Below are 13,362 nucleotides of genomic sequence, written 5' to 3'. Positions count from 1 at the left end.
AACATGAGCCGTTTTTCGTCCTTTTCAAGGCCGCCGAAGCAGTTCGATCTGCGCCGCCCGCAACCGCTCGCCGAGGTTCTCGGCCGCACGGACGCGTTCGCGGCGCTGCGCGCGGGCGTCGAACAGATCGCCGCGCTCGAGAAGGACCTGCGCGAGCTTTTGCCCGATTATCTGGCGACGAGTGTCGAGCCCGGCTTCATCAAGGAGGGCGTGCTGGCCCTATTCGCCGCGCACAACGCGCTTGCGGCGCGTCTGCGGCATCTGGAGCCGCGGCTGCTGGTGGATTTGCAGCAGCGCGGCTGGCCCGTGCAGTCGCTGAAAATTCGCGTGCGGCCGCAGCCGCTGAAAGAACCGCCGCCCGTCAAACAGGCGCGCATGACGCCGGCCGGCGCCGCCGCGCTGCAGGCGTTGAGCGAATCGCTCGAGCCGTCGCCGTTGCAGGAAGCGCTTGCGCGCATGGCCGCGCGGCATCGGCGCAATCGCTGAACGCTGAACGAAAAAAACGGCCCCGAGGGGCCGTTTTTCATTTGCCTGCCTGTCACGCTGGCTTTATGCGAACGCCGTCTGCGTTTCGTACGCGAAGCCGCGCGGGGCTTTCTGCGTGTCTTCGAAGGTGACGATTTCGTACGAGTCTTCGTGCGCGAGCAGCTCGCGTAGCAGCGCGTTGTTCAGGCCGTGGCCCGACTTGTACGCGGTGTACGACGCGAGCAGCGGGTGACCGACCACGTACAGGTCGCCGATTGCGTCGAGCATCTTGTGCTTGACGAACTCGTCGTCGTAACGCAGACCGTCGTTGTTCAGGATGCGGTACTCGTCGAGCACGATCGCGTTGTCCATGCTGCCGCCGCGCGCGAGGCCGAGCTCACGCATCATTTCCACTTCATGCGCGAAGCCGAACGTGCGGGCGCGCGCAATTTCGCGCACGTACGACGTGTTGGCGAAATCCACTTCCAGCGCCTGACCGGTTTTGTCGACGGCGGGGTGACGGAAGTCGATCGTGAACTTGAGCTTGAAGCCGAAATACGGATCGAGGCGCGCGAACTTATCGCCGTCGCGGATTTCGACCGGCTTCGTGACCTTGATGAATTTCTTGGGCGCGTTCTGCTCTTCGATACCCGCCGACTGGATCAGGAACACGAACGAACCCGCGCTGCCGTCCATGATCGGGATTTCTTCGGCGGTGACGTCGACGTAAAGGTTGTCGATGCCAAGACCGGCGCAGGCGGACATCAGATGCTCGATGGTCGACACGCGCGCGCCGTCTTTCTGCAACACGGAAGCCAGACGCGTATCGCCAATCGCCATCGCCGACGCAGGAATGTCCACCGGCGTGGGCAAATCCACGCGCGAAAACACGATGCCAGTGTCCGGCCCCGCCGGACGGAGCGTCAGATTGACTTTACGGCCGGAGTGCAACCCGATGCCGACCGTCTTGACGATCGATTTGATTGTGCGCTGCTTCAACATGGTGGTCTTCTGTTCGATTGAAAATCCTAATCAGGATTTTTTATTCCATAGCCGCAATTATACTCCAATCCCCAGACCAGCGTCTTTGCGGGGAACGTGACAATCTGTTTCGCTGCATTACCCATTGGGCTTAGCGACGGAAAGCGTGACGGGCCGATGCCCCGGAACGGAGGCGTTTCCGGTCATCGGCCCGCGTAACGGCCTGTCACAAAAGCGTCGTAATCACCGTTGCCCTAACGCCACGCGGCATAAGCACGCGGGCCGCGGCGAAGGTGCGACGTCAGCAACTAGCTCAACGTGGCGAGGATACTCGCTGCATCGCTGACTTCGAATTTGCCGGCAGCCTCGACGTTCAGCGTCTTGACCACGCCGTCGTCGACCACCATCGCGTAGCGCAGGGAACGAATCCCCATGCCGCGCGCCGACAGATCCTGCTCCAGACCAAGCGCCCGTGTAAAAGCCGCACTACCGTCCGCCATCATGCGCACCTTGCCCGAGGTGTGCTGATCGCGTCCCCACGCGCCCATCACGAACGCGTCGTTGACGGACACGCACCAGATTTCGTCGATGCCGGCAGCGCGCAACTGCACGGCATGCTCGACATAGCCCGGTACATGTTTGGCCGAACAGGTCGGCGTGAACGCGCCGGGCAATCCGAAGATCACCACGCGTTTGCCCGCCGTCTGCTCGCGCACGTCGAAACTGTTCGGTCCGATCGTGCAGCCCGCCCGGTCGTCTTCGACATACTCGAAGAGCGTCGCGTCGGGCAGCTTTTCACCTTCCTTGATCATGCTCAGTCCTTTGCATCGATGCGAAGCACGCTCGCACGTCATCGTGTCGCAGTGAATATCGGTTCGGCCCTTTCAACTATAAGCCAGACCGTGCGGCGACAGTCACTCCGTCCGCTTCGCGAATCCGCAGAGGGCAGTTGCCCCCGCCGCGAACCAGACGATACGCGACCTGCTTGCCGTTCACCCGCCACGCTCGTGCATTCGTCCGCCAGCGCTGCACCTGCGATGCGACTCGCAGCGCGGCAACGAAGCCTGCCCGCGCGCTCAGTCCGCCTGCTTGCGCAGGAATGCCGGAATGTCGTACGTATCGACGCCCTTTTCCTGCAGCGCCTGCACGTGCGAGGCCGCCGTATCGCGCGACGTGCGCCACACCGCCGGCGTGTCGAGCGCGCCGTAGTCGGCCGTGCTGGCATGGCCTGCCGCCGGTGCGTACGCTGCGTGCGCCATCGCGCCGACCGGCTGGTTGTCGGTGCCGGTGCGCAGCAGCGTCATCGGTGCCGATTGCTGCTTCTTCGCCGCACGGCCGAGACCCGTTGCCACGACCGTCACGCGCAGCGCGTCGCCCATCGCATCGTCGTACACGGCGCCGAAGATCACCGTGGCATCTTCCGCGGCATAGCTCTTGATCGTGTTCATCACTTCGCGCGTTTCCGACAGACGCAGCGAACGGCTCGACGTGATGTTGACCAGCACGCCACGCGCGCCCGACAGATCGACACCTTCCAGCAGCGGGCTCGCGACGGCCTGCTCGGCCGCGAGACGCGCGCGATCGACACCGGCGACCGTCGCCGTGCCCATCATCGCCTTGCCCTGCTCGCCCATCACGGTCTTCACGTCTTCGAAGTCGACGTTCACAAGACCGTCGACGTTGATGATTTCCGCAATGCCCGCGACCGCGTTGTTCAGAACGTCGTCAGCGCACTGGAAGCACTTGTCCATCTCGGCGTCGTCGCCCATCACCTCGAACAGCTTGTCGTTCAGCACGACGATCAGCGAGTCGACGTGATCCTCCAGTTGCTGCGAACCGGCTTCCGCCACGCGCATGCGCTTGCCGCCTTCGAATTCGAACGGCTTGCTGACGACGCCGACGGTCAGAATACCCATTTCCTTCGCGATCTGCGCGACGACCGGTGCCGCGCCCGTGCCCGTGCCGCCACCCATGCCGGCGGTGATGAACACCATGTGCGCGCCGCGCAGTGCGTCGGCGATACGCTCGCGTGCTTCTTCAGCGGCGGCGCGGCCCATTTCCGGCTTGGCTCCTGCGCCCAGCCCCGTGTTGCCGAGCTGGATCACCGCGGTGGCGCGCGAGCGCGACAGAGCCTGCGCGTCCGTGTTCATCACGATGAAGTCGACGCCTTGCACGCCTTTGTTGATCATGTGCTGAACGGCATTGCCGCCAGCGCCACCGACTCCGACGACCTTGATGATGGTGCCGCTCGTTTCGGTTTCCAGCATCTGGAATTCCATGTTGCCTCCGTCAAGATAAAAAGTTACTGCCACTCGGCGTTATCCGGCAGGAGATCGGGCAACCTCCTGTCGCGCACCGGCCGCCGGCACCAGCGCGAATTTCTCGAAACCCTTGCTCAGAAGTTGCCGAGGAACCAGTCCTTCATGCGCGAGAACACCTGTCCCATCGACCCCGACTGCACCGCAACCTTGCGCCCGCGCATCCGCTGCGAGCGCCCTTCGACGAGCAGGCCCATCGCCGTCGAATAGCGCGGATTGCGCACGACGTCGGCGAGACCGCCCGCGTACTCCGGCACGCCAATGCGCACCGGCTTCAGGAAAATGTCCTCACCGAGCTCGACCATGCCGATCATCATCGACGCGCCGCCCGTCAATACGACGCCTGAGCTCAGCAGTTCTTCGTAACCCGACTCGCGCACCACCTGCTGCACGAGCGAAAACAGTTCTTCGACGCGCGGCTCGATCACGGCCGCCAGCGCCTGGCGCGACAGCGTGCGCGGACCGCGCTCGCCGAGACCCGGCACCTCGATCATCTCGTCCGGATCGGCGAGCGCCTGCTTGGCGATGCCGTAATCGACCTTGATGTCTTCGGCATCCGGCGTCGGCGTGCGCAGCGCCATCGCGATGTCGCTGGTGATCTGATCGCCGGCGATCGGAATCACGGCCGTGTGGCGGATCGCGCCTTCGCTGAAGATCGCGATGTCCGTCGTGCCGCCGCCGATGTCGACCAGCACCACGCCCAGTTCCTTTTCGTCTTCCGTCAGCACCGCGAGCGACGACGCGAGCGGCTGCAGGATCAGGTCGTTCACTTCGAGGCCGCAGCGGCGCACGCACTTGACGATGTTCTGCGCCGCGCTGACCGCGCCGGTGACGATATGCACCTTCACTTCGAGGCGGATGCCGCTCATGCCGATCGGCTCGCGCACATCTTCCTGACCGTCGATGATGAATTCCTGCGTGAGGATATGCAGCACCTGCTGATCGGTCGGGATGTTGATTGCCTTGGCCGTTTCGATCACGCGCGCGACGTCGGCCTGCGTGACTTCCTTCTCCTTGATCGCGACCATGCCGCTCGAATTGAAGCTGCGGATATGGCTGCCGGCGATCCCGGTGAACACGTTCGTGATCTTGCAGTCGGCCATCAGCTCGGCTTCCTCGAGCGCGCGCTGAATCGACTGCACGGTGGCTTCGATATTCACCACCACGCCCTTCTTGAGCCCCTTCGATTCGCTCTGGCCGAGACCGATCACCTCGTAGTGACCCTCGCCCTTCAACTCGGCGACGATGGCCACTACCTTCGACGTCCCGATGTCGAGGGCGACCAGCAGATCCTTATAGTCTTTACTCATAGCGTGCTCAGTGCGTGTGATGTCCGTTTACTTCTTGCCCTTGTCGGGTTCGCTGATGAAGCGCATGCCAGCGGCACGAATCGCGAAACCGTTCGGATAGCGCAAGTCCGCATTCTCGATATCCTTTCCCCAACGTTGCGTCACCGCGCCCCATGCCGCGGTCAGGCGTTTGCTGCGATCGGCCAGCGTGTCCTGATTGCGTTCGCGGCCCAGCTCCACCCGCGTGCCGTTCGACAGCTTCACCGTCCACGCATAGCGCGGCGACAGCGTCACTTCCTCGGGCGTCGCGTTGATCGCCGCGAACCACTTCTGGAAGTCGTGATACCGCGCGACGACTTCCTTCGCCGTACCGTCCGGGCCGTCGAACGCGGGCAGTTCTTCGTCGAGCTCGCCCTGGTTCGCGGTGAACAGCTCGCCGTCCACACTCACCAGCTGATCGCTGCCCCACGTCCCTAGCGGCTTGTACTCCTCGAGCGTGACAGCCAGTGCATTCGGCCACACGCGCCGCACGCTCGCGTGACGCACCCACGGCATCTGTTCGAACGCCTGCCGCGCGGCGTCGAGATCGACCGTGAAGTAGTTGCCCTTCAGGCGCCCCACCACGCCGGCGCGCACCGTCGGCGAATTGATGTGCTCGGTGTCGCCGTCGATCTGGATCTCGCGCAGCGCGAAATTCGGGCGCTGGATCAGCCAGTAACCGCCCGCCGCCAGCAGCACGAGCACCAGCAACGCGTGCAGCGCGTTGGTGGCGAGATTGAGCTGGCGAACGTTGTTCCACATGGTGTTGCTTGCGTTACCTTGGTTAATCCTGCAGCGTCAGCGCCAACACGCCGACCACGAGTTCCTGATAGCTGATGCCGACCGCGCGCGCCGCTTTCGGCGGCAGCGAGTGATCGGTCATGCCAGGCGCCGTGTTCACTTCGAGGAAGTACGGCTTGCCTTCGCCATCGAGCATGAAGTCCGCGCGGCCCCAGTCGGTGCAGCCGAGCACGTCGAACGCGCGGCGTGCGAGCACTTTCAGGCGCGCTTCCTCTGCGGCGCCCAGACCGCACGGAATCAGATACTGCGTGTCGTTGGCGATGTACTTCGCGTGATAGTCGTAGAACTCGCCGGCCGGCACGATGCGGATCACCGGCAGATCCAGATTGCCGGCGATGCACGCGGTGTACTCGCCGCCGCCTTCGATGCTCTTCTCGACCACGACGATACGGTCGTACTTCACGGCCTCGATCAGCGCGGCCGGCAGCGCGTCCGCGCTCTTCACCTTGATCACGGCGACGCTCGAACCTTCGCTCGCCGGCTTCACGAACAGCGGCAGACCGAGCTTCGCGACGATTTCTTTCGCGCGCGCTTCGTAGTCGTCACCGCGCAGCACCGCTTCGAACGGCGGCGTCGGAATGCCGAGCTGCTGCCACACGAGCTTGGTGCGGAACTTGTCGAGACCGAGCGCGGAGCCGAGCACGCCGCTACCGGTGTAGCGGATGCCGTAAAAATCGAGCGCGCCCTGGATCTGCCCGTTTTCGCCGTAGCCGCCATGCAGCGCGTTGAACGCGCGCACGAAGCCCTCTTCCTTCAATGCCGACAACGGACGCTCGGCCGGATCGAACGGATGCGCGTCGACGCCGGCGTCGCGCAGACCTTGCAACACGAGGCGTCCGGAATTGAGCGACACTTCGCGCTCGGCGGAATTACCACCGAGCAGCACGGCCACCTTGCCGAATTGTTTGGCGAGTTGATCCTGATTAATACTGCTCATCTCACACCTTCAGTTCCTGAGCGAGGCGACCCGGCACACCGCCGATCGAACCCGCGCCCATCGTAATCACCACATCACCGTCGCGCACCACCGTAGAGAGCGCGTCCGGCACTTCATCGACCGTATCGACGAACACCGGCTCGACCTTGCCCGCGACACGCAGCGCGCGCGCCAATGCGCGGCCGTCCGCGGCGACGATCGGCGCTTCGCCGGCCGCATAGACTTCGGTCAGCACGAGCGCGTCGACGGTCGACAGCACTTTCACGAAATCCTCGAAGCAATCACGCGTACGCGTGAAGCGGTGCGGCTGGAACGCCAGCACCAGGCGCCGGCCCGGAAATGCGCCGCGCGCCGCCGCCACCGTGGCGGCCATTTCGACCGGGTGGTGACCGTAGTCGTCCACCAGCGTGTAGGAGCCCGCGGCCTCACCGTCACTGACGACCGGCACTTCGCCGTAACGCTGGAAGCGTCGGCCGACGCCGTTGAAATCCGCGAGCGCTCGCTGGATATCGGCATCTTTCACTTCAAGTTCAGTCGCAATTGCAATGGCGGCCAACGCGTTCTGCACGTTGTGCTCGCCCGGCAGGTTCAACGTGACGTCGAGCGGCGCCGCGTCTTCGCGCATCACGGTGAAATGCATGCGGCCTTCGCGCGCTTCGACGTTGACCGCGCGTACCTGCGCCTCGGCAGCGAAACCGTAGCGGATGATCGGCTTCGACACGAACGGCAGGATCTCCTTCACGTTCGGATCGTCGACGCACAGCACCGCGATGCCATAGAACGGCAGACGGTGCGTGAATTCGATGAACGCCTGCTTCAGACGCGCGAAGTCGTGACCATAGGTATCCATATGATCGGCGTCGATGTTCGTGATGACTTCGATGACCGGAAACAGGTTCAGGAACGACGCGTCCGATTCGTCCGCCTCGGCGACGATGAAGTCGCCGGTGCCCAGACGCGCATTCGCGCCTGCACTGATCAGCCGGCCGCCGATCACGAAGGTCGGATCGAGCCCGCCCGCGGCGAGCACGCTCGCGACCAGCGACGTGGTCGTGGTCTTGCCGTGCGTGCCGGCGATCGCGATACCCTGCTTGAGTCGCATGAGTTCCGCGAGCATCACCGCGCGCGGCACGATCGGAATGCGGCGATGACGCGCGGCCAGCACTTCCGGGTTGTCGCTGCGCACCGCGGTAGACACCACCACCGCGTTCGCGCCTTCGATGTTCTCCGCCGCGTGCCCGATCGAAATGCGCGCGCCGAGCCCGGCGAGGCGCTCGGTGACCGCGTTGCCCGACAGGTCCGAGCCGCTCACCTGATAGCCGAGATTGACGAGCACTTCGGCGATGCCGCTCATGCCGACGCCGCCGATGCCGACGAAATGAATGTGTTTGACGATGTGTTTCATTGCTTTCCTTCTGGGCTCACGCCCGCCATCGAACCCGCACCTGCCACCGTCGCGCAGATCTGCGCGACCTGTTCGGTGGCATCCGGTTTCGCGAGCGAGCGCGAACGCTCCGCCATTTCCGCGAGACTTTCCCGCGTCTGGCTGCGCAACCAGTCGGCGAGCTTTTCCGCCGACAGGTCGCGTTGTTGCACGACCAGCGCCGCGCCGTTGTCGGCGAGAAACGCTGCATTAGTGGTCTGGTGATCGTCGACCGCGTACGGGAACGGCACGAACAGCGCCGCGACGCCGACCGCCGATATCTCCGACACCGTCATCGCGCCCGAGCGGCAGATCACCAGATCGGCCTGCGCATAGGCGCTCGTCATGTCGTCGATGAACGGCACGAGCGACACGTCCGCGCCTGCCTGCAAGCCTGCGGCCGCGTAGTTCTCGCGCAGCGCGTCGATATGCTTCGCACCCGCCTGATGCACGATGCGCGGTCTTTCATTGGGCGCTAACAGCGCGACCGCACGCGGCACGACTTCGTTCAACGCGGCGGCGCCGAGACTGCCGCCCACGACGAGCACGTTCAGCGGACCGTTACGCTGCGCGTAGCGTGCTTTGGGTGCATTCGCGCGCGCAAGTTCCTCACGAATCGGATTGCCGGTCCATTCGCCGTGCGGCAGCGCATTCGGAAACGCGACCAGAACGCGTTTCGCGAGCTTCGCGAGCACCTTGTTCGCGAGACCGGCGATCGAATTCTGTTCGTGCAGCACGAGCGGGCACCCGCTCAGCGCGGTCATCAGCCCGGCCGGGAACGTGATGTAGCCGCCCATGCCGAGCACGACGTCGGGTTTCACGCGACGCAGCACACTCAGGCTCTGCGTGCACGCGCGCAGCAGGTTGACCGGCAGCATCAGCTTGGTCTTCAGACCTTTGCCGCGCACGCCGCCGAAGCGCACGTACTCCATCGGAATGCCGTGCTTCGGTACCAGCGTCGCTTCCATGCCCGCGGGGTTGCCGAGCCATACGACTTTCCAGCCCCATGCCTGCATCAGATGCGCGACCGCGAGCCCCGGGAACACGTGTCCCCCGGTGCCGCCGGCCATCACCATCAGCGTGCGTTGTGGCAGAGCCGTCATACCTTGCCCCCGCGCATCAACACACGATTCTCGTAATCCACTCGCATCAGCACGGCGATCGCGACACAGTTCAGCAAGATGCCCGACCCGCCGTAGCTGACGAGCGGCAACGTGAGGCCTTTGGTCGGCAAAAGACCGAGGTTCACGCCCATGTTGATGAAGGTCTGCGCACCGAACCAGATGCCGACGCCCTTCGCGACCAGCCCCGCGAACGTGCGATCGAGCGCAAGCGCCTGGCGGCCGATCTCGAACGAGCGGCGCACGATCCAGTAGAACATGAGGATCACGACGAGCACGCCGACGAAACCCAGTTCCTCGCCGATCACCGCGAGAATGAAGTCGGTATGCGCTTCGGGCAGATAGTTGAGCTTCTCGACGCTGCCGCCGAGACCGACGCCAAACCACTCGCCACGCCCGAACGCGATCAGCGAGTGCGTCAGCTGATACGCCTTGCCCTGCGCGTAGCGATCGTCCCACGGATCGAGGTACGCGAAAATCCGCTCACGACGCCAAGGCGACGCCCACACCAGCAACGTGAACGTGCCCACCGCGGTCGCGACGAGACCGCCGAACAGCTTGCCGTTCACGCCGCCGAGGAACAGCACGCCCATCGCGATCGCCGCGATCACCATGAACGCGCCCATGTCCGGCTCGAGCAGCAGCAGCGCGCCGACCAGGCCGACCGCGACCGCCATCGGCAGAAAGCCCTTGGCGAAGCTGTGCATGTATTCCTGCTTGCGTACCGTGTAGTTCGCCGCGTAGATCGTCACCGCGAGCTTCATGATTTCCGACGGCTGCATGTTCGTGATGCCGAGCGGAATCCAGCGGCGCGCACCGTTCACGCCCTTGCCGACGTGCGGGATCAACACGATCACGAGCGCGACGAGCGAGATCAGGAAGAGCTTCGGCGCGTACTTGTCCCACGTCGAAATCGGAATGCGGAACGATACGATGCCGACCGCCGAGCCCATCAGCACGAAGACGATCTGGCGCACGAGGAACGCCCAGTCGCGGTACGACGCGTACTTCGGCGAATCGGGCATCGCGATCGACGCCGAGTACACCATCACGATGCCGAGTCCGAGCAGCGCGACGACGACCCACAGCAGCGAGTGGTCGTAGTCGAGCATGCGCGAGCGCAGCGGCCGCACGCCGTTGACCGCGCTCGCGAGACCGCTGCCGCCCGTGCGGGTGGTCGTGCGGGTAGACGTACCTGCGGCGGCGCCGTTGCCGCCGGTGGCTTCGCGCGAGCCGAAACGTTCCGACCAGCTCATATCATCGTCCCCCGTTCGGCCGCGATATCTTCGACCGTGCTGCGGAATACCGCCGCACGATGTGCATATCCCTTGAACATGTCGAAGCTCGCGCACGCGGGCGACAACAGCACCGCGTCGCCGGGCTGCGCGACGGCGGCGGCCGCGCGCGTCGCTTCTTCGAGCGTCGCGTGATCGGTCATCGCGACGCCGCAATGTTCGAGCGCCTCGCGAATCTGCGGCGCGTCACGGCCGATCAGCATCACCGCGCGGCACCAACGCATCACCGGCGCGGCGAGCGGCTCGAATTCCTGGCCCTTGCCGTCGCCGCCCGCGATCAGCACGACGCGCTGCGCGAGACCATCGAGCGCGGCGACCGTCGCGCCGACGTTGGTGCCCTTGCTGTCGTCCACGTAGTCGATGCCGTCGATCGACGCGATCAGTTCCACGCGATGCGGTTCGCCGCGGTATTCGCGCAGGCCGTGCAGCAGCGGCGCGCCGGGCAGACCGATCGCACGCGCGAGCGCGTACGCGGCTAATGCGTTGGCGGCGTTGTGCAGGCCGCGGATGCGCAGCGCGTCGGCGGGCATCAGACGCTTCAGCGCGATGTCGGGCGTTGCGGCTGCTTCGTTCTTGCGACGGCGCTTCGGCGTGGACGCCCCGAAGGAAGTCCCCTTGGGGGATTCGTCGGTCGCATCACGATCTTGTGCTTCGACGAGCCACACCATGCCGTTGTCGCGCAACAGGCCGTAGTCACCGTCGTTCTTCGGCTCGGTCACGCCGAACGTGATGACCTCCGCCTCGCCGCTGGTGGGCGCAAGCGACATCACACGGGCGTCGTCGCGATTCAGCACGCGCACCGTTCGTGTACCGAAGATGCGGCCCTTCGCGGCCGCGTACGCATCGAGTCCGCCGTGCCAGTCCAGATGATCCTGCGTGATGTTCAGCACGACCGCCGCGTCCGGCGTAAAGGTATGCGAGGTCTCCAGCTGGAAGCTCGACAGTTCGAGCACCCACACGTCGGGCAGCGCGGTCTGATCGATCGCTTCGGACAGCTTGTCGAGCAGCGACGGGCTGATGTTGCCCGCCACCGCGACCTTCTTGCCCGCGCGTTCGCAAAGCAGGCCGGTCAGGCTCGTGGTCGTGGTCTTGCCGTTCGTACCGGTGATCGCGATCACCTTCGGCGCGTAGCCGGACTCACCGAGCGTGCGCAGCGCCTGCGAAAACAGTTCGAGTTCGCCCCACACCGGAATGCCCCGCTCGCGCGCCGCCGTGATCAGCGGCAGCAAATCGGCGGAGAGCGGCGACAGCCCCGGGCTGATCGCGACCAGTTCGACACCTTCGAGCAGCACCGGCGAAAACGGACCGCCGACGAAATCGGCATCGACACCATGCGCTTCGAGCGCGGACAGGTTCGGCGGCACTTCGCGCGTATCTGCCACGCGCAGCCGACAGCCGTGCCTGGCGCACCAGCGCGCCATCGCGAGACCGGATTCACCCAGTCCCAGCACGAGCACCATCGGCTTTTGCCGATCCCGAAACTTCTCGCCGAACATCGCCTGCTTCCTTAAATACTGCTGCTTAACGCAATTTGAGAGTGGACAAACCGAATAGGCACAACATCAACGTGATGATCCAGAACCGCACGACCACCTGTGTTTCCTTCCAGCCCGACAATTCGAAATGATGATGCAGCGGCGCCATCTTGAAGAACCGCCGCCCTTCGCCGTAACGGCGCTTCGTGTATTTGAACCACGTGACCTGCAACATCACCGACAGCGTCTCCGCAACGAAAATGCCGCCCATGATGAACAGCACGATTTCCTGACGCACGATCACCGCGACCGTGCCGAGCGCGCCGCCGAGTGCGAGCGCGCCGACGTCGCCCATGAACATCTGCGCCGGGTGCGTGTTGAACCACAGGAACGCAAGCCCCGCGCCACCCATCGCCGAACAGAAGATCAGCAATTCGCCCGCGCCGGGAATGTGCGGAAACAGCAGGTATTTCGAGTAGACCGAACTGCCCATCACGTACGCGAACACACCGAGCGACCCGCCGACCAGCACGACCGGCATGATCACGAGGCCGTCGAGGCCGTCGGTCAGATTCACCGCGTTGCTCGCGCCGACGATCACCAGATACGTCAACACGATGAAGCCCCACACGCCGAGCGGATACGTGATCGACTTGAAGAACGGCAGCAACAGGTCGGCGCGCGCGGGCAGGCCCATCGACAGGCCACTGCGCACCCACGCCATGAACAGGTCGAACACGCGCACGTTGCTCGCCTCGGACACGCTGAATGCGAGATACACCGCCGCGAACAGGCCGATCACCGATTGCCAGAAATACTTCTCGCGCGATGACATGCCGCGCGGGTCCTTGTAGACGACCTTACGGTAATCGTCGACCCAGCCGATCACGCCGAAGCCGAACGTGACGAGCATCACGATCCAGATGAAGCGGTTGGTCAGATCGGCCCACAGCAGCGTGGCCACGCCGATGCCGAGCAGGATCAGCACGCCGCCCATCGTCGGCGTGCCCGATTTGACGAGATGAGTTTGCGGGCCGTCCTTGCGAACGGCCTGGCCGACCTTCATCGCGGTCAGCTTGCGAATAACCGCCGGGCCGCAGACGAGCCCGATCAACAACGCGGTGATGGTCGCCATCACCGCGCGAAACGTCAGATAACTGAACACGCGCAAGAAGCTTGCGTCATTCTGCAGCCATTGCGCCAGCGCCAGTAGCATGC

12 protein-coding genes are annotated in these 13,362 nt (G+C 64.5%); 1 reads left to right on the top strand and 11 read right to left on the bottom strand.

What is annotated here, in order from left to right; all coding sequences use genetic code 11:
- Window positions 1–3 precede the first annotated feature (3 nt).
- A complete protein-coding gene (locus G5S42_RS00120; protein ID WP_176104989.1) occupies window positions 4–486 on the top strand; it encodes a DciA family protein in 483 nt (160 codons plus the stop codon).
- A 63-nt stretch (window positions 487–549) separates the two neighbouring features.
- On the opposite strand, the gene lpxC is transcribed toward G5S42_RS00120, so the two are convergent.
- From lpxC to mraY, 11 genes are all read right to left on the bottom strand, one after another.
- Window positions 550–1,467, bottom strand: a complete 918-nt coding sequence (gene lpxC / locus G5S42_RS00115) for a UDP-3-O-acyl-N-acetylglucosamine deacetylase (RefSeq protein ID WP_176104988.1) — start codon at window positions 1,465–1,467, stop codon at window positions 550–552.
- Window positions 1,468–1,754: 287 nt separating this feature from the next.
- Window positions 1,755–2,258, bottom strand: a complete 504-nt coding sequence (locus G5S42_RS00110) for a peroxiredoxin (protein WP_176104987.1) — start codon at window positions 2,256–2,258, stop codon at window positions 1,755–1,757.
- Window positions 2,259–2,522: 264 nt separating this feature from the next.
- On the bottom strand, window positions 2,523–3,725 hold the full coding sequence (gene ftsZ / locus G5S42_RS00105) for a cell division protein FtsZ (protein ID WP_013090606.1): 1,203 nt from the start codon (window positions 3,723–3,725) through the stop codon (window positions 2,523–2,525).
- Window positions 3,726–3,841: 116 nt separating this feature from the next.
- Entirely contained in the window at window positions 3,842–5,074 is a 1,233-nt protein-coding gene (ftsA, locus tag G5S42_RS00100) for a cell division protein FtsA (protein WP_008921172.1), read from the bottom strand.
- Between the two features lie 27 nt (window positions 5,075–5,101).
- A complete protein-coding gene (locus tag G5S42_RS00095) occupies window positions 5,102–5,854 on the bottom strand; it encodes a cell division protein FtsQ/DivIB (RefSeq protein ID WP_176104986.1) in 753 nt (250 codons plus the stop codon).
- Window positions 5,855–5,876: 22 nt separating this feature from the next.
- The gene (locus G5S42_RS00090; RefSeq protein WP_176104985.1) at window positions 5,877–6,830 is read right to left on the bottom strand and encodes a D-alanine--D-alanine ligase; all 954 of its coding nucleotides are present in this window, start codon (window positions 6,828–6,830) and stop codon (window positions 5,877–5,879) included.
- 1 nt (window position 6,831) lies between these two features.
- Window positions 6,832–8,235: a UDP-N-acetylmuramate--L-alanine ligase gene (gene murC, locus G5S42_RS00085; protein WP_176104984.1), complete on the bottom strand. Its 1,404-nt coding sequence runs from the start codon at window positions 8,233–8,235 to the stop codon at window positions 6,832–6,834.
- A complete protein-coding gene (gene murG / locus G5S42_RS00080) occupies window positions 8,232–9,356 on the bottom strand; it encodes an undecaprenyldiphospho-muramoylpentapeptide beta-N-acetylglucosaminyltransferase (protein ID WP_176104983.1) in 1,125 nt (374 codons plus the stop codon). The genes murC and murG overlap by 4 nt, the downstream gene beginning before the upstream one ends.
- The gene (gene ftsW / locus G5S42_RS00075; RefSeq protein ID WP_176104982.1) at window positions 9,353–10,630 is read right to left on the bottom strand and encodes a putative lipid II flippase FtsW; all 1,278 of its coding nucleotides are present in this window, start codon (window positions 10,628–10,630) and stop codon (window positions 9,353–9,355) included. The genes murG and ftsW overlap by 4 nt, the downstream gene beginning before the upstream one ends.
- Window positions 10,627–12,165 (bottom strand): UDP-N-acetylmuramoyl-L-alanine--D-glutamate ligase, encoded by a 1,539-nt coding sequence (gene murD / locus G5S42_RS00070; RefSeq protein WP_176104981.1) that lies wholly within the window; start codon window positions 12,163–12,165, stop codon window positions 10,627–10,629. The genes ftsW and murD overlap by 4 nt, the downstream gene beginning before the upstream one ends.
- A gap of 25 nt (window positions 12,166–12,190) precedes the next feature.
- Window positions 12,191–13,360, bottom strand: a complete 1,170-nt coding sequence (gene mraY / locus G5S42_RS00065; RefSeq protein WP_176104980.1) for a phospho-N-acetylmuramoyl-pentapeptide-transferase — start codon at window positions 13,358–13,360, stop codon at window positions 12,191–12,193.
- Window positions 13,361–13,362 lie beyond the last annotated feature (2 nt).

Source organism: Paraburkholderia youngii (genome assembly GCF_013366925.1).
Lineage (GTDB): Bacteria > Pseudomonadota > Gammaproteobacteria > Burkholderiales > Burkholderiaceae > Paraburkholderia > Paraburkholderia youngii.
This window is presented reverse-complemented; position numbering and strand designations above follow the sequence as displayed.